The 24855-nt window shown below is 73.4% G+C and carries 20 protein-coding genes; 14 read left to right on the top strand and 6 right to left on the bottom strand.

Annotated features, from left to right (window positions below; all coding sequences use genetic code 11):
* The first annotated feature begins 39 nt into the window (after window positions 1-39).
* From ABJI51_RS43550 to ABJI51_RS13925, 4 genes are read left to right on the top strand one after another with little or no spacing between them, the layout of a single operon-like run.
* Window positions 40-447, top strand: coding sequence for a transposase (locus ABJI51_RS43550; protein ID WP_431605568.1), 408 nt, complete (start codon window positions 40-42; stop codon window positions 445-447).
* A 40-nt stretch (window positions 448-487) separates the two neighbouring features.
* Window positions 488-949, top strand: coding sequence for a transposase (locus ABJI51_RS43545; protein ID WP_431605569.1), 462 nt, complete (start codon window positions 488-490; stop codon window positions 947-949).
* Complete coding sequence (locus ABJI51_RS13930; RefSeq protein WP_348950826.1) at window positions 841-1962, top strand: thioesterase domain-containing protein; 1122 nt, start codon at window positions 841-843, stop codon at window positions 1960-1962. Before ABJI51_RS43545 ends, ABJI51_RS13930 begins: the two co-directional genes overlap by 109 nt.
* Window positions 1959-3407 carry an MFS transporter gene (locus ABJI51_RS13925; RefSeq protein WP_348950824.1) on the top strand — a complete coding sequence of 483 codons (1449 nt, stop codon included), beginning with the start codon at window positions 1959-1961 and terminating at the stop codon, window positions 3405-3407. Before ABJI51_RS13930 ends, ABJI51_RS13925 begins: the two co-directional genes overlap by 4 nt.
* 23 nt (window positions 3408-3430) lie before the next feature.
* On the opposite strand, the gene ABJI51_RS13920 is transcribed toward ABJI51_RS13925, so the two are convergent.
* Window positions 3431-3880 (bottom strand): SRPBCC family protein, encoded by a 450-nt coding sequence (locus ABJI51_RS13920; RefSeq protein ID WP_348950822.1) that lies wholly within the window; start codon window positions 3878-3880, stop codon window positions 3431-3433.
* 90 nt (window positions 3881-3970) lie between these two features.
* Here ABJI51_RS13920 and ABJI51_RS13915 point away from each other — a divergent pair, with 90 nt between their 5' ends.
* Window positions 3971-4426: a DUF4383 domain-containing protein gene (locus ABJI51_RS13915; protein ID WP_348950820.1), complete on the top strand. Its 456-nt coding sequence runs from the start codon at window positions 3971-3973 to the stop codon at window positions 4424-4426.
* Here ABJI51_RS13915 and ABJI51_RS13910 read toward each other — a convergent pair.
* A complete protein-coding gene (locus ABJI51_RS13910; RefSeq protein ID WP_348950818.1) occupies window positions 4356-5558 on the bottom strand; it encodes a glycosyltransferase 87 family protein in 1203 nt (400 codons plus the stop codon). The genes ABJI51_RS13915 and ABJI51_RS13910 overlap by 71 nt on opposite strands.
* 137 nt (window positions 5559-5695) lie before the next feature.
* Between ABJI51_RS13910 and ABJI51_RS13905 the strand changes: the two genes are divergently transcribed.
* From ABJI51_RS13905 to ABJI51_RS13895, 3 genes are all read left to right on the top strand, one after another.
* Window positions 5696-6829: an acyltransferase family protein gene (locus tag ABJI51_RS13905; protein ID WP_348950816.1), complete on the top strand. Its 1134-nt coding sequence runs from the start codon at window positions 5696-5698 to the stop codon at window positions 6827-6829.
* 37 nt (window positions 6830-6866) lie between these two features.
* On the top strand, window positions 6867-8072 hold the full coding sequence (locus ABJI51_RS13900) for a cysteine desulfurase-like protein (RefSeq protein ID WP_348950814.1): 1206 nt from the start codon (window positions 6867-6869) through the stop codon (window positions 8070-8072).
* Window positions 8073-8167: 95 nt separating this feature from the next.
* The gene (locus tag ABJI51_RS13895; protein ID WP_348950812.1) at window positions 8168-10705 is read left to right on the top strand and encodes an alpha-glucuronidase family glycosyl hydrolase; all 2538 of its coding nucleotides are present in this window, start codon (window positions 8168-8170) and stop codon (window positions 10703-10705) included.
* Between the two features lie 22 nt (window positions 10706-10727).
* Here the strand turns inward: ABJI51_RS13895 and fusA are convergent, their stop codons facing one another.
* Both fusA and ABJI51_RS13885 read right to left on the bottom strand, forming a co-directional pair.
* Window positions 10728-12677 (bottom strand): elongation factor G, encoded by a 1950-nt coding sequence (gene fusA / locus ABJI51_RS13890; protein ID WP_348950810.1) that lies wholly within the window; start codon window positions 12675-12677, stop codon window positions 10728-10730.
* A 504-nt stretch (window positions 12678-13181) separates the two neighbouring features.
* Window positions 13182-14057, bottom strand: a complete 876-nt coding sequence (locus ABJI51_RS13885; protein ID WP_348950808.1) for a MerR family transcriptional regulator — start codon at window positions 14055-14057, stop codon at window positions 13182-13184.
* 722 nt (window positions 14058-14779) lie between these two features.
* On the opposite strand from ABJI51_RS13885, the gene ABJI51_RS13880 reads away from it, so the two are divergent.
* The 3 genes from ABJI51_RS13880 to glgC all read left to right on the top strand — a co-directional run bounded on the left by ABJI51_RS13880 (window position 14780) and on the right by glgC (window position 18753).
* The gene (locus ABJI51_RS13880; RefSeq protein WP_348950806.1) at window positions 14780-16300 is read left to right on the top strand and encodes a hypothetical protein; all 1521 of its coding nucleotides are present in this window, start codon (window positions 14780-14782) and stop codon (window positions 16298-16300) included.
* A gap of 84 nt (window positions 16301-16384) precedes the next feature.
* Window positions 16385-17539, top strand: coding sequence for a glycogen synthase (gene glgA / locus ABJI51_RS13875; RefSeq protein WP_348950804.1), 1155 nt, complete (start codon window positions 16385-16387; stop codon window positions 17537-17539).
* On the top strand, window positions 17536-18753 hold the full coding sequence (gene glgC / locus ABJI51_RS13870) for a glucose-1-phosphate adenylyltransferase (RefSeq protein ID WP_348950802.1): 1218 nt from the start codon (window positions 17536-17538) through the stop codon (window positions 18751-18753). The genes glgA and glgC overlap by 4 nt, the downstream gene beginning before the upstream one ends.
* Before the next feature lie 86 nt (window positions 18754-18839).
* Here glgC and ABJI51_RS13865 read toward each other — a convergent pair whose 3' ends face one another.
* Window positions 18840-18971 (bottom strand): hypothetical protein, encoded by a 132-nt coding sequence (locus ABJI51_RS13865; protein WP_348950800.1) that lies wholly within the window; start codon window positions 18969-18971, stop codon window positions 18840-18842.
* Between the two features lie 405 nt (window positions 18972-19376).
* On the opposite strand from ABJI51_RS13865, the gene ABJI51_RS13860 reads away from it, so the two are divergent.
* Window positions 19377-20411 carry an NADPH:quinone reductase gene (locus ABJI51_RS13860; protein ID WP_348950798.1) on the top strand — a complete coding sequence of 345 codons (1035 nt, stop codon included), beginning with the start codon at window positions 19377-19379 and terminating at the stop codon, window positions 20409-20411.
* Here ABJI51_RS13860 and ABJI51_RS13855 read toward each other — a convergent pair.
* The gene (locus tag ABJI51_RS13855; protein WP_348950796.1) at window positions 20398-23142 is read right to left on the bottom strand and encodes an AfsR/SARP family transcriptional regulator; all 2745 of its coding nucleotides are present in this window, start codon (window positions 23140-23142) and stop codon (window positions 20398-20400) included. The two genes, ABJI51_RS13860 and ABJI51_RS13855, sit on opposite strands and share 14 nt — an antisense overlap.
* Window positions 23143-23259: 117 nt before the next feature.
* On the opposite strand from ABJI51_RS13855, the gene ABJI51_RS13850 reads away from it, so the two are divergent.
* Together ABJI51_RS13850 and ABJI51_RS13845 are read left to right on the top strand one after the other, a co-directional pair.
* Window positions 23260-23760 carry a hypothetical protein gene (locus tag ABJI51_RS13850; RefSeq protein ID WP_348950794.1) on the top strand — a complete coding sequence of 167 codons (501 nt, stop codon included), beginning with the start codon at window positions 23260-23262 and terminating at the stop codon, window positions 23758-23760.
* A gap of 41 nt (window positions 23761-23801) precedes the next feature.
* Window positions 23802-24743: a zinc-binding dehydrogenase gene (locus ABJI51_RS13845; protein ID WP_348950792.1), complete on the top strand. Its 942-nt coding sequence runs from the start codon at window positions 23802-23804 to the stop codon at window positions 24741-24743.
* The last annotated feature ends 112 nt before the right edge of the window (window positions 24744-24855 follow it).

Below are 24855 nucleotides of genomic sequence, written 5' to 3'. Positions count from 1 at the left end.
CTAGGGCGTGTCTGACAAACGTCTCGGTGGGTTGCTGGGATGCTGCTGGTCGTGTCGCGGTTTCAGTTGCTCTCGGACGGTCAGTGGGCCTTGATCCAGGACCTGCTGCCGGTCCGCACCGGTAAGCGAGGCAGGCCCTTCTCGGATGCGCGGGCGATGGTCGAAGGGATCATCTACCGGTATCGGTGCGGGATTCCGTGGCGGGACGTGCCCGCGGTGTTCGGTCCGTGGCAGACGATCTGGACCTGGCATCGCCGGATGGCCGGTGACGGCACCTGGGACACCGTGCTGCAACGCCTGCTCACCGAAGCAGACGCGGCCGGCCTGGTTGATTGGTCGGTGTCGGTGGATTCCACGATCGCCCGGGCGCATCAGCACGCCACCAACATCACCCGTCCCACAGGGGGCTGGGTCGAACTACACGGATCTGCTGACCGAGCCGCCTGATCATGCGATCGGCCGTTCTCGCGGCGGGTGGAGCACCAAGGTGCACCATCTCGTCGACGGGAACGGCCGCCCGCTGGTCACTCTGGTCGGGCCTGGGCAGGCCGGGGACGCGCCGATGTTCCCGCACCTGATGCGGCATCTGCAGGTCCCTCGCCTTGGAGGCGGTCGGGCGCGGACCCGGCCCGACCGTGTCCGCGGTGATAAGGCCTATTCCTCGCGCGCCATCCGCGGACATCTGCGCGCCCGCGGCATCACCGCGGTGATCCCCGAGCCTGCTGATCAGGCCGGGCACCGCAAACGTCGCGGTTCCCGCGGCGGCCGTCCACCCGCCTTCGACGCGGTGGACTACTGCGGCCGCAACGTCGTCGAACGCCGGTTCAACCTGCTCAAACAATGGCGTGGCCTGGCCACTCGCTACGACAAGCTCGCCATTGTCTACCGGTCAGCGGTCGTCCTGCACGCCGTGATCGCCTGGACCAAAGCATTGTCAGACACGCCCTAGTCCTGCGGCTGTGGCGCGAGCACACCGGAACCGACGCGGGCGGCACGCACGTCCGGCTGACCGGCACCGGGCATCCCCGGCAGCTGGCCCGCCTGCTCGCCGCCGGGCTCACCGCGGAACTCGACACGCCGGTCGACCCGGCCGACCTGCTGCGCCACGACTCCCTCGCGGCCATCGCCGACGTCGCCCGCGCCCTGCTCGACACGCGGCAGGGCCCGGTGCACGTCCTCAAGCCCGGCGACGCCGGGACCGCTCCCCTGCTGCTGTTCCACCCCGGCGGCAGCACGTGCACCGTCTACCGGCCGCTGCTGGACCGGCTGCCCGCCGGGGTGCCGTGCGCCGGGTTCGAACGCGTGCCCGGCGCGAGCATCGAAGAACGCGTCGACAACCTGCTGCCGCTGGTGCGGGCCCGCCGTCCGCGCGGCCCCTACCGGCTGGCGGGCTGGTCGTTCGGCGGCGCCCTCGCCTACGGCGTCGCCACCCGGCTGGCCGAGGCGGGCGAAGACGTCGAGCTGGTCGCGCTGATCGACACCATGCTGCCGCTGCCGGAGGAGGATCTCGACCCGCGCGCGTCCTCGGCCCGGCGGTTCCTGCGGTTCACCGGCTACGTCGAAGGCACCTACGGCCGGGCCGTCCGGCTCGGCCACGACGAGCTGGCGCCGCTGCCGGAAGAGGAGCAGATCGAGCTGACCATGCGGCGGGTCGCCGAAGCCGGGCTGCTCGGCCCCGGCGTCCTGAAGCACCAGCGGGAGTCCTTTTTGGACACCCTGGCCGCGGAACGCGGGACACCGCGGCGCTACGACGGCCGGGTCGTGCTCTACCGGGCGACCGAGCCGTACGCCGCCGGGCTGGCCATGGAACCGCGGTACGCGCGCACGGACCCGGCCGCGGGCTGGGCGGAGCTGTGCCCACGGCTGGAGATCGTGCCGGTCGCGGCACACCACCTCTCGGTGGTCGACCCGCCGCACGTCGACGTCGTCGCGCGGCACCTGGCGGGCCTGCTGTGGCCGTGACGGCGCCCGCGGTCCGGGCATGGCCGCTGCTGGCCGTGCTCGGCGCGGGGCTGCTCCTCGTCGCGGTGGACGCGACCGTGCTGCACGTCGCGCTGCCCGACGTCGTCCGGCAGCTGCGGCCGGGCGCCGCCGCGCAGGTGTGGATCGTGGCGATCTACCCGCTGACCGCGGCGCCGTTGCTGCTGCCGTGCGGCACGCTCGGCGACCGCTTCGGACGGCGGCGCGTGCTGGTCGCCGGCTACGCGGTGTTCGGGGCGGCGTCGCTGGGATGCGCGTTCGCGCCGACCGCCGGGGCGCTGATCGCCGCGCGGGCCGTGCTCGGCTGCGGCGGCGCGATGATCATGCCGGTGACGATGTCGCTGCTGCGCGAACTGTTCCCCGGGCACCGGCAGCGGCGCACGGCGATCGCGGTGTGCAGCGGCATCACCGGCACCGGCTCGGTGTTCGGGCCGGTGCTCGGCGGGCTGCTCGTCGAGGCGTACGGCTGGCGGGCGACGTTCCTGGTCAACCCGCCGGTGATCCTGGCCGCGGTGGCGGCGGCACTGCGGTGGCTGCCGCGGACCCCGCCCGGGCGGCAGCCGTGGGACGCCCTCAGCGCGGTGCTGGCGGCGGGCGGCGTACTCGGCATCGCCTTCGCGATCGGGCCGTCGGGGGGCGGCTTCGCGGCGGGGGCGGCCGGGTGCGTCCTGCTCGGGCTCTTCGTCCGCCGCCAGCGCCGGACCCCGGCGCCGCTGCTGGACCTGACACTGTTCCGGCGGCCGGGCGTGCCGGGCGCGATCGGCGGCGTGCTGCTGGTGCTGAGCACGCTCGTCGGGCTCGGCCTGCTGCTCGCCCAGTACCTGCAGGTGGTGCTCGGGCTGTCGCCCCCGGCCGCGGCGGCCCGGCTGCTGCTGGTCCTCGGGGCGTCGGCGGCGGGCAGTGTCGTGGCACCGGCCCTGCTGGGGCGGTTCGGCAACGCGCGGGTCCGCACGGCGGGGTTCGCGCTCGCGGCGGCGTCACTGGCGATCCCGGCGGCGGGCGCGCTGGCGTCGCCGTGGTGGCTCGGGACCGCGCTGGCCGGCTCGGGCCTGGGCATGGCGCTGGCCCTGACGTCGAGCACGGACACGCTGCTGTCCGCGGCCCCGGCGGACCGGGCGGGCGGCGCGGCAGCGGTCGAGAAGACCGGCTACGAGCTGGGTGCGGGCCTGGGCACGACGGTGTTCGGTTCCCTGGCGGCGGCGGTGTATGCGGCGCACCTGGCGATCCCGCCGGACGTCCCGGAGGCGGCGGCCCGGCTGGCATCGGCGGGCCCGGCCCAGGCGGAGGCGGCGGCCCGCGGTCTCGCGGCGGCCGACCGGCTCCTCGCCGCGGCCCGTGCGGCCTGCACGACGAGCGTGCAGGCCGCCGCGGTGGTCGCCTGCGGGCTTTTCCTTGCGGCGGCGCTGGGCTCGGCGTTGAAGAGGTGAGCAGTATAGGTCGTTATACAGAGTCAGCGGTTCTCGTCGTAGGAGGTCCAGCCGCCCTGGCTCTCGGCCTCGGCGACGTCCGCGTCGGCGGTCACCGCGTGGGTCATTGCCGCGACCGTCCGTTCGAGGCCGCGCTGGACCTCGTCGCCGTCGGCTTCGCGGACGCTGTGCAGGGTCACCGTGATCTCCGAGGACGCCGGGCCGTCGTCGCGGATGCGCAGCTCGCCGTGGTAGTCGTCGGGGCCTTCCGCGCCCCAGGACAGTGACCGGCTCGCCGGGTCCGTGCGCAGCCACGCCTCCCCCGCGACGCGCTCGCCGTGCACCTCGGCCTCGACGTGGACACTCTCCCCGCCCTGCGGCTGCGCGACCTTCATCTCCGGGAAGTAGCGCGGCAGGTTCTCGGGGTGGCTCAGGAAGGCGAACAGCTCGTCGGCGGGGACGTCGGCGGTCGCGGTGTGGTGGTAGTCGGTCATCGGCTGCTCCTTGTCGGTTCCGGCGCGGTTACCCGGGCGGCCGCGGCACAACCGCGCATTAAACGGCCGCGCGCGGGGAACCCGGACGGCATGGCGCGCACCCACCCCGCGGCCCGGCGGCCGAAGCCGGGACCGGCCCCCGTCCAGGGCATGGGCATGCTCATCGGCCTGCTGTTCCTCGTGCTCGGCGCGCTGGAGCTGATGCCGGGGGTCACGGTCGGGGACGGGCCGCGTCAGCTGTTCGGCGTCTTCGCGGTCTCCGGGGCGTGGACGCTGGCGCACCTGCTCACCGGCGCCGGCGCGGTGTTCTGCACGCGTTCGGCGCGGCTGGCGAGCCGGTTCCTGCTGGTGGCCGGCACCGGTTACGCCCTGCTCGGCATCGCCGGGACGCTCCCGCTGCCAGCGGCGTTCGACGACACGCTGCCGATGAACACCGCAGGCATCTGCCTGGCACTGGCCCTCGGGACGGCGATGATCATCCTCGGGGCGGGCTGGCTGCGGCTGGGGCGGAAACGACGGCATCGCGGACGTCCGGCCGGAACCTGACGAGCAGGGCCGTCACCAGCAGCGCGAGTCCGAAAAGGACATAGCCGTTGCCGGTCAGCTGCTGGACGAAGGTCCAGTGCCGTTCGACCTCCCCGCCCCGCGGCCACCACCACTGCGGGCCGGCGACGAACAGCACGGCCCCGGCCCCGGCCAGGACGGCGAACCCGCGCCGCCGGGTCCGGCGGGCAAGGCCGGCCCACCCGAGCAGCACGACGACGGCCCACACCCAGTGGTGGGTCCACGAGATCGGCGAGACGAGCAGGCCGCCGACGGCGTTGAGCCCCAGCGCCACGGTGGTCTCCCCCGCCGCGAGCGCACGACGCATTCCGAGCGCGGTCAGCACGAGCACCACCGCGGCGAGCGGCAGCCACCACGCGGTCCGCGCGTCGGCGGGCACCCCGGCGCGGGCGAGCAGCCCGAGCAGCGACTGGTTGCCGGCATAGGTGGGCTCGCCGACGCGCCCGGTGTCCCACAGCGCACCGGTCCAGTACCGCACGGAGTCGGCACCGGCGAGCAGGAAGCCCGCCGCCGTCGCCGCGGCAAAGGTGAGGACGGCGGTCAGCGCGGCCCGGCCGTCCCGCCGGAGCAGGAAGTACAGCAGGAAAATCGCCGGGGTGAGCTTGATCGCGGCGGCCAGCCCGATCAGCAGCCCCCGCGGCCACCGCGGCGCCGCAACCAGGACGTCGAGCACGACGAGGGTGAGCAGCAGCAGATCGATCTGCCCGGCGTAGACGGTCCGCAGCACCGGTTCGAGGATTTCGGCGGCAACGAGCAGCGGCCAGGCGTACGAAGTGCCGAGCACGGTCCGCAGGACGACGGCGAGCAGCCCGAGGGTGAGCAGGGTGAGGGCGAGGCAGGCGACCCAGTACGGCAGAAGCGCCAGCGGAGCCAGCACGACGGCGGCGATCGGCGGGTAGGTGAAGAGCAGGAGCTGCCCGTCGCCGGTGGGTGGCAGCGTGCCGTAGACCGCTTGACCGTGCAGCAGCGCGCCCGAGCCCAGGCGGTAGACGTCGAGGTCGACCCGGTAGGCCGGAAAGCGCCAGTGCCCGCGGTTGTACGACACCAGCATTGCGGCCAGGACGAGCAGCTGCACGCCTGCCAGTACGTACTTGTTCCCCAGCCGGTCTCGCACCCCGTGGTCCCCCTCCGTCCTGTGGGATTGTGCCGGGTCCCCGCCGGGCGCGCATGCAGGCGTGCAACTGGGACCGTTGAGCGGATTCCTGCCATTCGGTCCAATCCGCAGGACCGGATGGGTTAACATCGGCCACCGTGCCGATCTCGTCAAGAATTCACGCCAACCCCAACACCGGCTTCGCGTGGCTGAGAATGATCGGCGCGATCACGGTCATCGTCGACCACAGCATGCCGCTGCTGCACCCGCAGCGGCTGACGATCTTCCCCGCGTCGTGGCACATGTCGCCGGGGTACATCGCGCTGATGGGCTTCTTCGCGATGAGCGGCTACCAGATCCAGGACAGCTGGGCCCGCGATCCTTCGTGGTGGCGGTTCTCCGCGCGGCGGCTGCTGCGGATCATGCCGCCGCTGCTCGTCGTGCTGCTGGTGACCGTCTTCGTCATCGGCCCGCTGGTGACGACCTGGCCCGCGCACGCCTACTGGACGCACATCCAGACGTGGCGCTACCTGGTCGGCACGACCGTGCTGTTCTTCATGCAGCACCAGCTGCCCGGCGTGTTCAGCCAGAACCCCTACCCGTTCTCGGTGAACGGGGCGATCTGGACGCTGCCGATGGAGCTGCTCGGGTACGCGCTGGTCCTCGCCGTCGGCCTGGTCGTGCTGATCGGCGTGCCCCGCTGGTTCCTGTTCCTCGTGCTCGGCGGGATGGTCTACGCCGACAGCGTGCTGCACGCGACGTTCGAGTACCACGGCGCGGGTGGTTCGCTCGTGTACGTCCCGATCGGCTCGACGGTGTCGTTCCTCGTCCCGTTCGTGATCGGGATGGTCCTGCACGCCTATCGCGATCGGATCCCGTTGCGGCCGTGGGCCGCGCTCACCCTGTTCGCCGCCTACCTCGCGCTGAGCCAGACCCCTGCCAGCCGCTACGCGCTCGCGTTCAGCGCGGCCTACGGGGCGATCACGCTCGCCACCCACTGGCCCCGGAAGCTGGAGGCCGCCGGACCGTACGTCTACGGCAGCTACGGCACTTACATCTGGGGGTTCCCGATCCAGCAGCTGCTCATCCTCGCCGGGGTGCGGCAGGTGTGGCTGCTGATCGTGCTGGCGGTGCCTGCCGCCTACGGCGTCGGCTGGCTTTCCTGGAACTACGTCGAAAAGCCGACGCAGCGGCTGCGCCGGTACCTGCGGACCCCGGCACCGGTCCGGCGGCCGGTGCCCGCGCCGCCGCAGATCCCGGTCACCGCGGCCGCGCCCGTCCGGCGGTCGTGAACTTTCCGGCGCCGAAGCGCTGCGGCATGCTGACGCCGTGACCTACGACGTGCAGACGATCCGCAAGCACTTCCCCGCCCTCGCCGAGGGGGCCGCTCACTTCGACGGGCCCGGTGGCTCGCAGGTGCCCGGCGTCGTCGGGGACGCCGTCGTCGCCACCCTCTGCTCCGCCATTGCCAACCGCGGGGTTGTCACCGCCGCCGAGCGGCGTGCGAACGCCGTTGTTGCCGAAGCTCGGGCAGCCGTCGGGGATCTGCTGGCCGCCGATCCGCGTGGCGTTGTCTTCGGGCGGAGCATGACCCAGCTCACCTACGACTTCTCGCGGACGCTGGCCAAGCACTGGGGTCCCGGTGACGAGGTCGTCGTCACCCGGCTCGACCACGATGCCGACATCCGGCCGTGGGTGCAGGCCGCGGCCGCGTGCGGGGCCACCGTGCGCTGGGCCGACTTCGATCCCGCGACCGGTGTGCTCGCGACCGAGGCGATCACGCGGCTGCTGACCGGCCGGACCCGGCTGGTCGCGGTCACCGCCGCGTCGAACCTGCTCGGCACCCGGCCGGACGTCCCCGCCATCGCCGCCGCGGTGCACGACGCCGGTGCGCTGCTCTACGTCGACGGCGTCCACCTCACTCCGCACGCTCCGGTTGACGTCACCGCGCTGGGTGCGGACTTCTACGCCTGCTCGCCGTACAAGTTCTTCGGCCCGCACCTCGGGGTGGTCGCCGCCGCGCCGTCGCTGCTGGAGACGCTGCGCCCGGACAAGCTGCTGCCCTCGACCGACGCCGTCCCGGAGCGCTTCGAGCTGGGCACCCTCCCCTACGAGCTGCTGGCGGGCACGACCGCGGCGATCGAGTTCCTCGCCGGGCTGGTCCCCGGCACCGGCACGCGGCGGTCCCGGCTCGTCGCTTCCCTGACCGCGGCGGAGGAACACGAGGCCGCGCTGCTCGCCCGGCTCGACTCGGGCCTCGCTTCGATTCCCGGCGTCACGCGGTACGGCGCGCCGGACCGTCGCCGCACGCCGACGGTCCTGTTCTCCGTCGACGGCGTCGCGTCGCAGGCGGTGTACGAACACCTGGGGACGCTCGGCGTCAACGCCCCGGCGGGCAGTTTCTACGCCATCGAGTGCTCCCGCCACCTCGGGCTCGGCGACACCGGCGCGGTCCGTGCGGGCATCGCGCCGTACACCTCCGAGAGCGACGTCGACCGGCTGCTCGCCGGGGTGGCGTCCGTGCCCCGCGGCTGAAACTGTTTCCGAAAGAATTCCGAAACATCTGCGCTTCGACGATTTCGAAAAGCCGTCGTCTTGACACGGAAATCGGGCATCGCAATAGTTCGGAGGTGTCTTCCACTGACGAAAACGCGGGATTCGGACGGCGCTCCTTTCTGATCGGCAGCGCCGCCGCGCTGTCCACCTCGGTGCTCGGCACCGGGTTCGCGCAGGCGGCCACCCCGGATGAAGACGGCTCCAGCCTGTGGCTGCGGTACCCGGTGGTCGACGACCCCGGGCTGCTGGCCCGGTACCGGGCCGCGGTCACCGCGATCGTCGTGGAGAACGCGGGCCGGACCAAGGTCCACCGCCACACCGCGCACCTCGCGATGGCGCCGGGGTCGTCGGAACACCTGGTGGAAACCACGCTGCAGGCGGCGAGGGACGAACTCGTCCGCGGCCTCGGCGGGCTGCTCGGCCGTCCGGTGCCGGTCCGCGACGCCCCCGGCGGCCGGATTCCCGCCGGTGCCGTGGTGGCCGGGACACCGGCCAGTTCCCCGGTGATCCGCAGGTCCGTGCCCGCCCAGGACCTGGCCCCGCTCGGCGACGACGGGTACCTGCTCCGGTCGGTCCGCGGCGCCACCGTCATCGCCGGCAACACCGATCTCGCGGTCCTCTACGGCACGTTCGCCTTCCTCCGGCGGCTCCAGACCCGGCAGGCCATCACGCCACTGGACGTCTCCTCGGCACCCCGGATCCGCCGCCGCTACCTGAACTACTGGGAAACCGAACGTCTTTACGCCGGCAACAACGCGACTGGCACCGGCGGGCTGAACGGCGAGAACGGGGCAATTTTCGATTTCACGGCCACCGGGGCGAGCGCGGCGCTGAACCTGCCGGTGATCCTCGACCGCTATCTCGTGGCGGCGCGGGCGATGGCCTCGGTCGGGATCAACGGCATCACGATCAACAACGTCAACGCCAACAGCTTCTACCTCACCGCGGCCGCGATCAAGCAGGAAGCCGCGCTGGCCGACGCGTTGCGCCCGTACGGGATCCGGCTCGCCGTGTCGGTCAACTACGCCGCGCCGACCGACGCGCGGTTCGCGCCGGACACCCTGACCCGGGAACAGCTGGATCCCTACAGCGCGCAGTTCCGGGACTGGTGGGCCCGCCGGGCGCGGCAGCTGCAGGCCGCGATCCCCGACTTCATCGGGTTCACCGTCAAGGCCAACTCCGAAGGCCAGCCAGGCCCGCAGGACCTCGGCTACGACCACCGCGACGGCGCCAACGCCCTCGCGGCCGCGGTGGCCCCGCTCGGCATGCGCATCTTCTGGCGCACCTTCGTCTACAACGCCGAGGTCGACCGGGACCGGCTGAAGCGGCCGTACCTGGAGTTCGGGCCGCTGGACGGCAAGTTCGCCGAGAACGTGTTCATCCAGACCAAGAACGGGCCGCTGGACTACCAGGCCCGGGAACCGGTTCACCCGCTCTTCGCCAGGATGGAGCACACCGACCAGGCCATCGAGCTGCAGATCACGCAGGAGTACACCGGCCAGAACACGATGCTCTGCTACCTCGGCCCGCTCTGGGAAGAGGTCCTGAAGGCCGACACGTACGCCACCGACGAACACGGACGGCTGCTGCCGCGGCGCCGGGTCGGCGACATCGTGGAAGGCACGACCCGCGACCGGCCCGACAGCGCCATCATCGGCGTCGCCAACCTCGGCAACGCCACGAACCTGACCGGCCACCACTTCGCGCAGGCCAACTTCTTCGCCTTCGGCAGGCTGGCGTGGGACTGGACGGCGGAGTCGGGACGCATCGCCGAGGACTGGGTGCGGATGACGTGGGGCCATCATCCCGACGTGGTCCGGACCATCGTCGCGATGATGGCGGGCTCGCGGGAAGCCGTGGTGAACTACCAGACCCCGCTGGGGGTCGCGCACCAGTTCCGCTCCAGCGACCACTACGGACCGGCGCCGGGGGAACGGCTGAGCCGGGACGACTGGAGTCCCGTCTACTACAACCAGGCGGACACCGCGGGCCTGGGCTACGACCGCTCCCCCACCGGCAGCGGCTTCACCGCCCAGTACTTCCCGGTTCTCGCGGCCCGCTACGGCGACATCGACCGCGTACCGGAGGAACTGCTGATGTGGTTCCACCACGTGCCGTGGGACCGGCGCCTGCGCAGCGGCCGGATCTTCTGGGACGAGCTGGTGTCGCGCTACGACCTGGGCGTCGGGTACGTGACGTGGATGCGCCACGCCTGGGATTCCCTCGCAACGCGGCTCGACGCGCGGCGCTTCGCCGAGGTCAAGGCGAAGCTGGCCGCGCACGAGACCGACGCGGCCGGGTGGCGGGACACGTGCGTCGGCTACTGGAAGCAGTTCAGTGGCCGTGAGGTGCCTGCGGACGGTCCGCTGTCGGTCGCCGTCGAGGTCGCCGGGGTTTCCTCGGCGACCGGCCGGATTCCGGTCCCGACGGGGGCGTCGCCGAGGATCACGAAGGTGGTCCCGGCTGATTCGGCGGCGCGTGCGGAAGTTCTTGCGCAGCCTCGGAGTGTGCCTGGGAAGGGCATTGTGCGGGTGACCGCGGCGAGCCCGTTCGGGCCGGTCGTGAAGGACCACGTCGTCGAGCTGGTGCCCACGGGTGGCGAACCGGGCTGATCCCCGGCCCGCCACCCGCCCCTCACGGCACCGGCGCGTAGCCCGACGGCCGGGCGGTGAACGTGCCGCGGCCCTGCGTCCGGCTGCGGAGCCGGTTCGCGTAGCCGAACAGCTGCGCGACCGGCACCGTCGCCGTCACCACCGCCGTGCCCGCCCGCACCTGCGAACCGGCCACGCGGCCGCGCCGGGCGGCCAGGTCGCCGAGCACGCCGCCGACCGCGTCGCCCGGCACCGTCACCACGACTTCGGCGACCGGTTCGAGCAGCCGCAGCTCGCAGGCACGCAGCGCTTCCCGCAGGCCGAGCCGTCCCGCCGTGCGGAACGCCAGGTCCGACGAGTCCTTCGGGTGCGTGACGCCGTCGGCCAGGGTGACGCGCAGCCCGGTCACCGGGTGCCCGCCCAGCGGTCCCTCGGCCAGGGCGTCCCGGCAGCCCGCCTCGACCGCGCGGACGTACTCGCGCGGCACCCGGCCGCCGACGACTGCCGAGACGAACTCGAAGCCGTCGTCCGCCGGCTCGACGTCGAGGACGACGTGGGCGAACTGGCCCGCGCCGCCCTCCTGCTTGACGTGACGGTAGAGCAGCCCGGACACCCCGCGGACCACGGTCTCGCGCAGCGCGACCTCCGGGCGGCCGACCGCGACTTCGAGCCCGCGCTCGCGCCGCAGCTTCTCCACCGCCACCTCCAGGTGCAGCTCACCCAGCCCGGACAGCACCGTCTGCCCGGTCTCCGGGTCGGCCCGCACGACCAGCGACGGGTCCTCCTCGGCCAGCCGGGCCAGCGCCGCGGCCAGCCGCTCGCCGTCACCCGCCCGGCGGGCTTCGACGGCCACCGCGACCACCGGGTCCGCCGTCACCGGCGGCTCCAGCAGCACCGGGGCACCGGGCGCGCTGAGGGTGGCGCCGACGCGCGCCGCCTTCGGCCCGGCCACCGCGACGATGTCCCCGGCCACCGCACTGTCCACTTCGGACTGCCGGTCGGCCTGCACGCGCAGGACGCGGGCGACGCGCTCGAGGCGTCCGGCGTCGGTCACCTGGTCTCCCTTCCGCAGCGTGCCCGAGTACACCCGCAGGTACGTCAGGCGTCCGGTGGCCGTGGCGGCGACCTTGAACACCAGCGCGGCCAGCGGCGCCGCCGGGTCGGCGGGCCGGTCGGCACGCACCGGCGGGACGTCCGCCGGCGAGGGCAGGTACGCAACGACGGCGTCGAGCAGCGGCTCGATCCCGCGGTCGCGGTAGGCCGCCCCGCACAGCACGACGAGCCCGGCGCCGCTGAGGGTCAGCTCCCGCAGCGCCTTCTCCAGCGTCTCCGCCGAGACGGTCCCGGTGGCGCAGAACTCCTCCAGCGCGGGCGGATGCAGCTCGGCCACGGCCTCCTCCAGCTCGCGACGCCGCCGTCGTGCCTCGTCGAGCAGGTCGTCCGGCACGTCCCGCAGGCGGATCAGGTCGACGACGCCGGTGAAGCCGTCCTCGCGCCCGATCGGCAGCTGCACGACCAGCGGCGCCGGGTGCAGCCGCGCCCGGATCGAGGCGACGGCCGCGTCGAGATCGGCGCCCGCGCGGTCGAGCTTGTTGACGAACGCGATCCGCGGCACGCCGTGCCGGTCCGCCTGCCGCCACACGGTTTCGCTCTGCGGCTCGACGCCCGCCACGGCGTCGAACACCGCGACCGCGCCGTCGAGCACGCGCAGCGACCGCTCGACCTCGTCGGTGAAGTCGACGTGGCCGGGCGTGTCGATGAGGGTCAGCCGGTGGCCCGCCCAGGTGCAGCTGACGGCCGCGGCGAAGATGGTGATGCCGCGGTCGCGTTCCTGCGGGTCGAAGTCGGTGACGGTGGTGCCGTCGTGGACCTCGCCCTGCCGGTGGATGGTGCCGGTCCGGTGCAGGATCCGTTCGGTGATGGTGGTCTTGCCGGCGTCGACGTGGGCGAGGATGCCCAGGTTGCGGACGGTGGCCAGGGTGTGAGCGCGCATCGCGATGTCCTTTGTGGACGAAGTGATCGGGGCGGCGCGATTCCCCGTGACGGCAGGGTCAGGCCAGGGTCACGGGTTCCGGTGCGGGCCGCGCGGCAGGCACCGGCCGTCCGGGGACACCAGGATCACCTCGGACCGCGAGCGGGGAGCAGCAACGTGACGACGCACGGCCGGCTCCCTTCGATCGACGCGGTGACGAGTTCGGCCGAACAGTAGCGGGCACCGCGGTGAGCACCAACCGGTTTTCGCGGGCATCACCCGTGATCAGCGGGGCATCACGTGTGTCCACACGGGCATCACTATGATTGCCGGGGCATCACGCGTGATTGCGGAGGCATCACCCGGGTCCACAGAGGCATCGTGCGTGATCAGCGGGCATCGGCCGTGATGCCCCTTCCGTCACGTGTGATGCCTCTCCAATCACGGCCGATGCCTCTTCAATCACACGTGTGTCCCCAGGGAGCACGGGCCGAGGCGGGTTGCAACGGAACCGCATCGGGCGGGTCAGGTTGCGGCGTGCGCGACGGCGAGGTCGACCGCCGACGTCAGGTCGTTCACCTGCGGGAAGCCGCGGTCGCCGAGGTGGGTCCAGCCGGGGCCGGCGGTGCCGACCGCGCGGCCGAGGTCGCGGACGCGGGCGGCCAGGAGGTCGTCGGCCGTCGGCGGGGCCAGGGACCACAGCAGCACCAGGACCGGGTCGAGCCGCGTGGCGAGGTCGGCCACCGCTTCGGCCGGGACCAGCTGGCCGAGGTAGGCGACCGGGACACCGGCCTCGGCCAGCGTCGCGCGCAGGGCCTCCATCGGCAGGGAGTGCCGTTCGGCCGGGCAGCAGGCCAGCAGCACCGGACGGCCGGGCACCGCCGCCGGGAAGCGGCGGCTGAAACGTTCGAACGCCAGGGAAATCTCGGTGGTGAGGGTCCACTCGGAGGCGAAGCAGCGGTCGCCACGCTGCCAGCGGTCGCCCAGGCCGCGCAGGACGGGCGCGAGGACGTCGGTCCAGGCCGCGGCCGGGCCGAGGGTGCCGAGGGTCTCGTCCAGCAGGCCGGCGACCGAAGCGGACCGGAGCTCTTCGGCGGCCTCGGCGAGTTCGCGGACGCGGTGGGCGGCCGGCACGTCGGGCTGCTCCGGCGGCCCGCCGCCGAACGCCGCGGCTGCGGCCTCCCGCACGGGCATCCCCCGCCCGACGAGCCGCTGCATGTGCTGGAGCCGTCGCACGTCGGCGTCGGAATAGCGGCGGTGCCGTCCGGCGCCGCGCGCGGGCGGGCCGATCCCGTACCGCGCGCTCCAGCTGCGCAGGGTCACCGGCGACACGCCCAGCAGCTCGGCCACCTTGCCGGGCGCCCAGGCACCGGGCGGCGCGTCGACGTTCTTGGCTTCCACCGCATCCCTTCGCGTCGCCGGAACAGGCCAAAAGCTTAGCGACGCAAACGGCAGCCCACCGGCGGCGACACGGGAAACCCCGCCCCACCGTGGTCTCCCGCGGCTGGTCGTGAGTGGTAATTGGGGTTCTAACGCGAATTACCACTCACGACCGCGGACCGGCGGCGGGCACGCTCACCGGGGCCGATCCGGGCACTTGCCGGGTGGGCCGGGAGTGGCTGATGGGCGCCTTGCCTTGAGCGCACGCCGGTCGGCGGATCCAGGCCGGAAGTGAGGTCATCGCGGCGAGCGTGCGGGAACGCCGCGGCGAGCGCCTGGGAACGCGGCGACGGGCAGCCGGGAAAGGCGGGGGTGGGCGGCTGGGGACGCCGTGGCGGACGCCCGCGAACGCGGCGGCGACGAGCGCCCGCGAACGCGGCAGGCCCCCGGCAACGCGGCGGCAGGCGGCTGGGGACGCGGCGGCGGGGCGAAGGCCTGCCGCGTCCCCTTCGGCGCCGCCCGGCGCCGGGGATCCGGCTCGCGTCGGCCGGATCCCGGCCGGCCGTGGGGTGTGGCTCCCGCCGCGGCCGGTGGCCGTCTCTGCTCTGTCACCCTAGACCGCTTTGTAGCGGTTTTGCATCGGTGTCCCTCGAATGCCACCACACTCGTCCCCGGAGATGCGGAAATGCGCGACCTCCGGACGCATGCCACGATCGGGTGACTCTCGCACCCGAAGGAGGCCGGTGCCGGCAGCAACGAACACCGAGCGGACGAGCACGCGGGGCCGCTGGCTGCCCGCTTTCGGGGCGCTTCTGGGCGCCGCCGTCTTCCTCGCCGTCCGGGGCAGTCTCACCGACGACGCCTACATCACCCTCGCCTACGCGAAGAACCTCGCCGTGCACGGCGAGTGGGGCATCGTGCCCGGCTCGCCCGCCAACTCCGCGACCTCTCCGCTGAACGTCCTGCTCCTCGGCGCCCTGACCCTCGCGACGCGGGTGACCGGCGGGCCGCACCCGGTCGTCGCGCTCGGCATCCTGACCGTCCTGTGTGGTGGCGTGCTCGGCTGGGCGTGGCAGCGCCTCGGCCGCTCGCTCGCCCTGCCGGCCGCGGCCGGGGTGCTCGGGGTCGCCCTGGTCCTGCTGAACCCCTTCGTGCTGTCCGCGATCGGCCTCGAGGTGCTCCTGATCCCGGCCGTGCTGCTCGTGCTGACCGTCCTGGCCGTCGAAGGGCGGCCCGCCTGGTTCGGCGTTGCCGGCGGGCTCGCCGTGCTGACCCGGCTCGATCTCGTCGTGTTCGTCGTGGTGATCGCGGTGAGCACGCCCGCGATCCGGCGGCGGCTGCTGCCCGCCGCCGGGTTCGCCGTGGTGACGGCCGCGCCGTGGTTCGCCGTCAGCTGGGTGGCCTTCGGCTCGTTCGTGCCGGACACGCTCGTCATCAAGCAGCTGCAGGCCGGCCTCTTCGCGCCGTGGAGCTACGGCACCGGCCCGGTCATGTACTACCTCGGCTGGCCGGTGACCGTGCTGGTGTCGTTCCTTCCCGCGCTGCTCGGCGTGGTCGCGCTCGCCGGCTGGGCGGCCGCCCGGTTCGGCGCGCGGTGGCCGGAGTTCCCGGCGCTGGGTCCCCTCGCCGCGCTCGGGGCCGGCGGGCTGCTCTACTACCTCACCTACTCGTTCCTCGGCGTCGGCCCGTTCCACTGGTACTACGCGGCCCCGGTGACGTCGGTGAGCGCTTTCGCGGTCGCCGCCTTCGGCACCTGGTACGCCGAGTCCCGGACCCGGACGGCGCTGCGGGCCGGGCCGCCTGCCGTGGCGCTCGGGCTCACCGGTGCGCTGGCGCTCGGCGGCGCCGCGGTCGACGTCGCGCAGGGCCTGCCGTGGCCGTCGCCGGTGATCTTCGGGAACTGGGCGAGCGCGACCGACTACGCGCGGGTCGGCACCGAACTGCGCGGGCAGCTCGGCGACGCGAGCGTGGCCAGCCCCGGCGAGATCGGCACGCTCGCCTACTTCTGCGAGTGCGCCATCCTCGACGAGTTCTCCGACCGCGGGCAGGCGGTGACGCTGGTCGACAAGCGGATCGCGACGGCGAATCCGCTGATGAGCCTGGCGCTGCGGGTCAACTACCACTGGCTCGACCGCTCGGTCACCCCGCGCAAGCCGGACTACCGGCTGCAGTACGCCTCCGGCCCGGCGACCGGACCGGACAGCTGGCAGGTCCGGTCCGCGGCGAAGGGCGTCGGGCACTTCGTCCTCACCCGGGAGCCGTGATCCCGCGGGCAGTGACGGAAAACTCGCGGAATTCCCCTGTCCGCCAGACTGCGCCACGGGCCGGAAAGGCCATAGGGTTCGCTCATGAAGGTCGGCCTGCTCACCCGGGAGTACCCGCCGGAGGTCTACGGCGGCGCCGGGGTCCACGTGGAGTTCCTCGCCCGGGAGTTGCGATCGCTGGTCGATCTCGACGTGCACTGCTGGGGTGCCAACCGGCCGGACGCCACCGGGCACACCGATCCGCACGGCTACCGCCAGCCCGCGTTCGCGACCATGGACATCGCCGTGTCCATGGCGGACGCTCTCGCCGGGCACGACCTCGCGCACAGTCACACCTGGTACGCCAACCTCGCCGGGCACCTCGCCAAGCTGACGCACGGCATCCCGCACGTCGTCACCGCGCACTCGCTGGAGCCGCTGCGGCCGTGGAAGGCCGAGCAGCTCGGCGGCGGCTACCGCGTCTCGTCGTGGATCGAGCGGGAGGCCTACGAGGCCGCCGACGCGATCGTCGCGGTCAGCGGCGGCATGCGCCGGGACGTGCTCGCCGCCTACCCGTCGGTGCCGCCCGAGCGGGTCCACGTGATCCACAACGGCATCGACACCACGCTCTACCGGCCCGATCCCGGCACCGAGGCGCTGGCCAAGCACGGGATCGACCCGGACCGGCCGTACGTGCTGTTCGTCGGCCGGATCACGCGCCAGAAAGGCGTCCCGCACCTGGTCCGCGCGGGCGCGAAGCTCGACCCCGGGACGCAGCTGGTGCTCTGCGCGGGCGGCGCCGACACCCCGGAGCTGGACGCGGAGTTCCGCGGGCTGGTCGCCGAGCTGGAGCGGACACGCACCGGCGTCCGCTGGATCCCGGAGATGCTGCCGCGCGCGGAGGTCGTGCAGCTGCTCACCCACGCCGCGGTGTTCGCCTGCCCGTCGGTCTACGAGCCGCTGGGCATCGTGAACCTCGAGGCGATGGCGTGCGGCACGCCGGTGGTGGCCAGCGACGTCGGCGGCATCCCGGAGGTCGTCGACGACGGCCGGACCGGGCTGCTGGTGCACTACGACGAGCAGGACACCGAAGCGTTCGAGGCGGGCCTGGCCACCGCGCTGAACGAGGTGGTCGGCTCGGCGGACCGGGCCGCCGCGATGGGCACCGCCGGCCGCGAGCGCGCGGTCGGCGAGTTCGGCTGGAAGGCGATCGCCGAGCGGACGGTCGCGCTCTACGAGGCGTGCGGGAGGTCGCTGTGAACAGCGAATGCCATGTCCTGGGCATCGTGCTCGCGGGCGGGGAGGGCAAGCGCCTGATGCCGCTGACGGCGGACCGGGCGAAACCGGCCGTGCCCTTCGGCGGCACGCACCGGCTGATCGACTTCGTGCTGTCGAACCTGGTGCACGGCGGGATCCGGCGGCTGTGCGTGCTGACGCAGTACAAGTCGCACTCGCTCGACCGGCACATCTCGACGACGTGGCGGCTGTCCTCGCTGACCGGCGAGTACGTCACGCCGGTGCCTGCCCAGCAGCGGCTCGGCCCGCGCTGGTACCAGGGCAGCGCCGACGCGATCCACCAGAGCCTCAACCTCGTCCACGACGAGAACCCCGAGTACATCGCGGTGTTCGGCGCGGACAACATCTACCGGATGGACCCGCGGCAGATGCTGGACGCGCACATCGCGTCCGGCGCGGGCGTCACGGTCGCGGGCATCCGGGTGCCGCGGGCCGAGGCCAGCTCGTTCGGCGTCATCCGGACCACCGACGGGCTGATGATCGACGCGTTCATGGAGAAGCCCGCCGACCCGCCGGGGCTGCCGGACTCCCCCGACGAGGCGTACGTGTCGATGGGCAACTACATCTTCACGACCAAGGTGATGCTGGAGGCGCTGTACGCCGACGCCGAGAACGCCGCCTCGCACCACGACATGGGCCGCGACATCATCCCGGCGCTGGTGCGGTCCGGCGAGGCCGCGGTGTACGACTTCAACACGAACGTGGTGCCGGGCGAGACCGAGCGCGACCACGGCTACTGGCGTGACGTCGGCACGATCGACAGCTACTACGAGGCGCACACGGACCTGATCTCGACGCACCCGATCTTCAACCTCTACAACCGCAAGTGGCCGATCCTGGCCCACCCGGGCCAGCGCGCGGCGGCGAAGTTCGTCGAGGGCGGTTCGGCGAACCAGTCGATCGTCAGCAACGGCTGCATCATCTCCGGCGCGCAGGTGGTGGACTCGGTGCTGTCCCCGGACGTGATCGTGGAGCAGGGCGCGGTGGTCCAGGGATCGGTCCTGCTCGACGGCGCCCGCGTCGGCCGCGGCGCGGTGGTGCGCCGGGCGATCCTGGACAAGAACGTGGTGGTCCCGGCGGGTGCGCACATCGGCGTGGACCTGGCACGCGACCGCGGGCACTACCACGTGAGCGAGGGCGGGATCGTCGTGCTGGGCAAGGGGGAACGCGCGATCTGAGGCCACCGGGTTTCGGGTCCGCGGTCGTGAGTGAGTAACAGTGTTACTCACTCACGACAAGCCGCGGCAGACCACTGCGGCCGGGTTCAGGAGCGGGTGGCCGCCGCGATGCGCTCGACCACCTGGCGGGGGTCGATGCCCCAGCGTTCGGCCAGCTCCGAGATCGAGGCGCCGGCCGCGTACTCGGCGGCGATCATGCTGTTCACGACCCCGGCCACTGCTCACTCCTCATGCGCGGATGCACGTGCACCGGGGATGCTACATCTCCGCCGCGGACGTCGAGTGAAGTGCCACACGTTACCGGCCGGTTTTGTCCGGCTCGTGCGGGGAATTCCCGCTATTTCGCGCTCGCGTCGCGTTGAACACGGCGTCGAAGATCGGTGTCGGCTCGCCGTCGTCACGCTTCGGCCGCTCTTCCCCCGGGTCCCGCTTTTCCTCTCCCACGCGCCCAGTTTCTGTGACGGCGGCCCGATCCGCTCGGGCAAATCCGAAAATCGCCCGCCCGGGGGATCACCCGCACGGCGGTATTTTTCTTTTGCGCCAAAGCCGAAAGCGCCTTTCCGCACCACGCAATTTCCGCCTACCCCGGGAATAACCCGCGGTCACACGGGATTGCACCCGGCATGAAAGCAGTCGTCTACCGCCGCCACGGCGGCCCCGAAGTCCTGACGCCGGTCGAGCGGGCCGTGAGCGAGCCCGGGCCCGGCGAAGTCCGGGTGCGGATCGTCGTGTCCGCGGTCAATCCCACCGACTGGAAGGCGCGCAGCGGCTTCCGCGCCGAGCCCGGGGCCGAGGTGCCCGAGACGGTGCCCCACCAGGACGGCGCCGGCGTCGTCGACGCGACCGGTCCGGGCGTCACCGGCTTCTCCCCCGGCGACCGCGTGTGGACCATCCTGGCCGGAACCCACCGGCCGTCGTCCGGGACCGCGCAGGAGTACACCGTGCTGCCCGCGGAAAAGCTCGTCCGGCTGCCGGACGCCGTCGGCTTCGACGAAGGCGCCGGGTTCGGCATCCCGGCGCTGACCGCGCACCGGGCACTCACCGTCGCCGAGGACGGGCCTGCCCGGCTGGCGTCCGGCGCGCTCAGCGGCCGGACCGTGCTGGTCAGCGGGGGTGCCGGTGCGGTCGGCAACGCCGCGATCCAGCTCGGGCGCTGGGCCGGGGCGACGATCGTCGCGACCGTCAGCAGCGAGGAGAAGGCCGCGCTCGCCCGCGCCGCCGGCGCCCACCACGTGCTGCGCTACCCCGACCCGGATCTCGCCGCCCGGATCCGCGAGATCGCGCCGGACGGCGTCGACCTGGTCGTCGAGGTCGCCGCCGGGGTCAACGCCCGGCTGGACACCGAAGTGCTGCGGCCCCGCGGCACGGTCGCGGTCTACGGCGACGACCGCGGGACGGGCACGGTCAGCCTCGACTTCGGGACGAACCTGTGGGCCAACGCCCGCTACCAGTTCCTGGTGCTCTACACCGTCGGCGAGGACAAGCTGCGCGCCGGCGCCGAAGACGTCAACGCGGCCTTCGCCGAAGGCGCCCTGCGGATCGGGCCGGACCACGGCGTGCCGGTCCACCGGTTCGCCCTGGCCGACACCGCGAAGGCGCACATCGCGTCGGAGGAGGGCGTCACCGGGAAGGTACTGATCGACGTCACCCCAGCCTGACCGGCCGGGCGGCCAAGCCGATCTCCTCCTGCAGCACCCGGCCCGCCCGCAGGTACCGGCCGGCCTCGGCATCGCGGCCCAACGCGGCGTATGCGGCGCCGAGGCCGACCAGGGCCTGTGCTTCCGGGGCGCGGTAGCCGATCCGGCGGGCCGTCGTCAGGGCCACGTCGTAGGCCGCCGACGCCGCGACCGGGTCGCCCAGTGCCGTGCAGGCCGCGCCGAGGCTGGTGGCCGCCATCGCCAGCAGCAGCGGGTGGTTGAGCCGCGCGAGGATTGCGCACGCCCGTTCCGCCTGGGCGTGCGCCTCCTCGGGGCGGCCCGCCGCCAGTGACACCTCCGCGGCGTCGATGCGGCTCCACGCCTCGCCGAACGCGTACTGCGCGTCGACCGCCTGACGCACCGCCTTCGTCACCTCCGCGTGTGCTTCGGCGAGCCGCCCGAGGCGGGCCAGGATCAGGCCCAGCTGGGCCGTGGCCAGGAGCGCGCCGTCGGCGTCGCCGAGTTCTTCGCGGATCGCCCTGGCCCGCGCCGCCGACGTCAGCGCGTCCTCGTACCGGCCCAGTGCCTCCTGGGCGTTGCTGAGGTTGCCCCAGACGAGGCCCGCGACGGCGTGGCTGCCCGTTTCCCCGGCCAGCACCAGCGCCTCCCGGTAGCCGCGGACCGCTTCGGGGTAGCGGCCGCGCATGGCGTGCAGTGCCGCCGTCCGGGCCACCGCCGCCGCTTCGGCCGCGCGGTCGCCGGTCGCGCGGACCAGGCGCAGGCGGTCCGCCGTCGCCTCGGCCGCCTCGGCCAGCCGCCCGGACTCCCAGTGCGCCGTCGTGAGGTTCGCCAGGCTCAGCTGGCGGGCGTGCGGGTCGCCCAGCCGGTCCGCCGCCCGGACACCCGCGACGGCCAGCGCGGTCAGCTCGTCGCGGTGCCCCTGTTCGCGCAGTGCCGCCACCGCGCGGTCGGTGATGCGCCAGACGTGCTCGTCGTGGCCGTCGAGCGCGGTGATCGCGACGAGGTTCGCGCGCTCGGCGGCGAAGGAGTATCCGCCGTCGCGGTAGTGCACGAACAGCCGCTCCAGCGCCGCGTCCGTCTCGCCCGGTTCCGCCGCGGCGCGCGCGTGCTCGGCGATCAGGTCGTGGAAGCCGTAGCGGCCGGGCGCGGGCTGGCGGAGCAGGTGCGCGTCGAGCAGGTCCTCCAGGAGCTGCTCGGCTTCGGCGCCGTCGGTACCGTACAGCGCCGCGGCCGCCGCCACCGCGAAGTCGCCGCCGGGGTGGCAGCCCAGCAGCCGGAACATCCGCCGCTGCGCGGGGCCGAGGTCGCGATAGGACAACGCGAACGCGGCCGCGACGTCCCGGCCGCCCGCGCGCAGCTCCCCCAGCCGCCGCCGCTCGGTGCCCAGCCGCGTCACCAGGTCGTCCACCGTCCACAGTGGACGCGCTTGCAGCCGGGCGGCGGCGATGCGCAGGGCCAGCGGCAGGTATCCGCACAGCTTCGCGACGGCCGCGCCGGACCGTCCGCCCGCCGCGGCCGTGAACAGCGCTTCGGCCTCCGATGGCGGCAGGACGTCCAGGCCGAGGGTGAGCGCGCCGTCGACCGCGGCGAGCCGCCGCCGTCCGGTCACCAGCAGCCCGACGCCCCGGTCGCCGGGCAGCAACGGCAGCACCTGCTCCGGCGATCCGGCGTTGTCCAGCACGACGAGCAGCCGCCGCCCGGCGACCCGCGACCGCCACAGCGCGGCCCGCTCGTCGAGCCCGTCCGGCTGGCGGCTCGCGGGCACGCCGGTCTGCAGCAGCAGGGCGGCCAGCGCGGTCCCGGGCGGCAGCGGGTCCCGGCCCGGGGTGTGCCCGTGCAGGTCCACGAACAGCTGACCGTCGGGGAAATCCGCCGCGGCGCGGTGTGCGACGCGGACCGCGAACGCCGTCTTCCCGACCCCGGCCATTCCGTCGACCACCACCGGCCGCCCGGTCCGCACCGCTTCGAGCGCGCGGTCGAGTTCGGCCGCGCGGCCGGTGAAGTCGGGGACGTCGTAGGGCAGGAAGCAGCGGCCGGGTGCGGGTTCCTCGTGGAGCAGCTCTTGGTAGCGCCCGCGCAGCGCCGCACCCGGGGTGATCCCGAGTTCGCCGGCCAGCCGCCGTTTCGCGCGCTGGTAGACGTCGATCGCGTCCGCCTGCCGTCCGGCCCGGTGCAGGGCCCGCATGAGCAGGCCGACCAGTCCCTCGCGCAGCGGATGCTCGGCGACCAGCGCGGTCAGCTCGGCGATCGCGTCGCCCTCGCCGCGGTCGACCTCGGCGGCCAGGCACTGTTCCAGCACGGCCAGCCGCCGTTCCGCCAGGCGCTCGGCGTCCGGCCGCAGCGCGGCGCTGTCCACCCCGGCGAGCGCGGGACCCCGCCAGCAGGCCAGCGCCTCGCGGAACTCGCCGCGGGCGGCGTGTTCTTCGAAGACGTCGAGGTCGAACACGCCGGGGCGCAGGGTGAAGCCGGGGCCTTCGGCGGTGAGGACGTCCTCGCCCGCCCCGGCCGCGACCAGCGTGCGCCGCAGCGCGGTGGTCAGGTTGCGGACCTGCCGCACGGCCGTCGCGGGCGGTTCGCCGTCCCAGACGACGTCGACCAGCCGCGACACCGGCACGACCCGGCCTGCCCCGAGCAGCAGCGCCGCCAGGATGCGTTCCTGCCGCGGCCCGGACGGCGCGATCGGCCGCCCGCCGTCGAGCACGCTCACCGGACCCAGGACGCGGAACTCCATCACTCACCCCCGCCGCGGCAGTCAACCCGACCGCACGCGGCGCCGGTGCGGAAGTGATGCAGCTGTGATGCACCGGCCCGGCAGGGTCGTCGCCGGTCCACGGAGAAGGGAAACCAGATGCGCAAGTGGGGTTACGCGGCCCTGGGCACCGCGGTCGCGGCGGCGGTCATCGGCGCCCCGGTCGCCTCGGCAGCCGGCGAGGCGACCGGGGCACAGGCGGGGGAACAGGCCGGGCAGCAGGAGTGCCGCCGGGCGTTCGACCAGGCCGTGTGGGAGGACATGGACAGCTACAACAAGCGCGACGGCGCCCGGTACAGCGCGATCATCCACCGCGACATGGTCACGGTCGGCCGCCGGGGTGACATCCACATCGGCCACGACGCGAACGTGACGCCGGTGATCGAGCAGCAGTTCACGCTGCCGTACGAGTACTCGATGCCGTGGACGGTGACGCACACCGTCGTCGAGGGCTGCCACATGGGCTTCGCCATCCTCGACGCGCACTACCTCGTGCCGTCGCGGGGCATCGACCGCCACTACACGCTCAGCCTGACGCTGGTGCGCGAGCACGGCCGGTGGCAGGTCATCAAGGACACCGTGACCGACGTCGTGTCCTGACGGCTTGACTTCGAGCTGACTCGAGGTTCCAGGCTGGGGCCATGGAAGCGATCATGGTCAGCCGCTTCGGCGGTCCCGAGGTACTGGAACCGGTCAGCCTGCCCGATCCCGAGCCGGGCGAAGGACAGCTGCGCGTCGCGGTCGAGTACGCCGGGGCGGGCTGGCTGGACACCCTGATCCGGCGGGGCAAGGGGCCGGAGGAGTTCCCGGTGCGCCCGCCGTACGTGCCGGGCGGGGCGGTGGCGGGCACGGTGACCGCGACGGGTGCGGGGGTGCCCGGCGACTGGCTGGGTGCGCGGGTGATCACCCGCGCACCCGGGGGTGGTTACGCCTCTGTCGTGCTCGCCGACGCCGCATTCGCGTTCCGCGTGCCGGACGGGCTCGGGCTGCCGGAGGCACTGGCGGTCCTCGACGACGGCAGCACCGCGCTGGCGCTGCTGGAGAGGACGCCAGTGTTCCCGGGAGAGAACGTGCTGGTCGTGCCGGGCGTCGGCGGGCCGGGGAGCCTGCTGGTGCAGCTGGCCCGCGACCGCGAGGCGAACGTGATCGCGGCGGTCCGCGGGCCGGAGAAGGCCGCGCTGGCGCGCCGGCTGGGGGTGCGGGCCGCCGACTACGCCGATCCCGCGTGGACCGGGCAGGTGCCCGGCCTGGACGTGGTGTTCGACGGCGTCGGCGGCCCGCTCGGCGCGTCCGCGCTGGGCCTGCTGCGCGACGGCGGCCGGTTCTCCGGCTACGGCATGAGCAGCGGCGCGCCGACCGAGCCTGCCGAAGCCGACCGGCGGCGGCTCACGGTGGCGGACATGAGCCAGCTGCCGGAGTTCTGGCCGGACACCCCGCGCCGCATCCGCCACGTCCTGGCGGAGACGGCCGCGGGACGGCTGGCGCCGGTGGTCGGCCGCGTCTACCCGCTGCGGGACGCGGCGAAGGCGCACGAGGACATCGAAGCGCGCCGTGTCACCGGGAAGATCCTGCTCCGCCCCTGATCCCTGGCGGCTTCGGTGGTCTGCCGCAGCTTGTCGTGAGTGGTAATTCGGGTTCTAACCCGAATTACCACTCACGACCGCGGACCGGCGGAGGTGCGGTCCAGCCGTCGTG

The organism is Amycolatopsis melonis, assembly GCF_040064235.1.
GTDB lineage: Bacteria > Actinomycetota > Actinomycetes > Mycobacteriales > Pseudonocardiaceae > Amycolatopsis > Amycolatopsis melonis.
The sequence above is the reverse complement of the archived record's forward strand: the minus strand, read 5'-3'. Positions and strand labels throughout refer to the sequence as shown.

What these genes read in the sequence shown, in the direction of transcription:
- ABJI51_RS43550 (WP_431605568.1), top strand. Translation starts at nt 40, where the DNA reads ATGCTGCTGGTCGTGTCGCGGTTTCAGTTGCTCTCGGACGGTCAGTGG.
- ABJI51_RS13930 (WP_348950826.1), top strand. Translation starts at nt 841, where the DNA reads ATGGCGTGGCCTGGCCACTCGCTACGACAAGCTCGCCATTGTCTACCG.
- ABJI51_RS13920 (WP_348950822.1), bottom strand. Translation starts at nt 3,880, where the DNA reads ATGACCGACTACCACCACACCGCGACCGCCGACGTCCCCGCCGACGAG.
- ABJI51_RS13915 (WP_348950820.1), top strand. Translation starts at nt 3,971, where the DNA reads ATGGCGCGCACCCACCCCGCGGCCCGGCGGCCGAAGCCGGGACCGGCC.
- fusA (WP_348950810.1), bottom strand. Translation starts at nt 12,677, where the DNA reads ATGCGCGCTCACACCCTGGCCACCGTCCGCAACCTGGGCATCCTCGCC.
- glgA (WP_348950804.1), top strand. Translation starts at nt 16,385, where the DNA reads ATGAAGGTCGGCCTGCTCACCCGGGAGTACCCGCCGGAGGTCTACGGC.
- ABJI51_RS13860 (WP_348950798.1), top strand. Translation starts at nt 19,377, where the DNA reads ATGAAAGCAGTCGTCTACCGCCGCCACGGCGGCCCCGAAGTCCTGACG.
- ABJI51_RS13855 (WP_348950796.1), bottom strand. Translation starts at nt 23,142, where the DNA reads ATGGAGTTCCGCGTCCTGGGTCCGGTGAGCGTGCTCGACGGCGGGCGG.
- ABJI51_RS13850 (WP_348950794.1), top strand. Translation starts at nt 23,260, where the DNA reads ATGCGCAAGTGGGGTTACGCGGCCCTGGGCACCGCGGTCGCGGCGGCG.
- ABJI51_RS13845 (WP_348950792.1), top strand. Translation starts at nt 23,802, where the DNA reads ATGGAAGCGATCATGGTCAGCCGCTTCGGCGGTCCCGAGGTACTGGAA.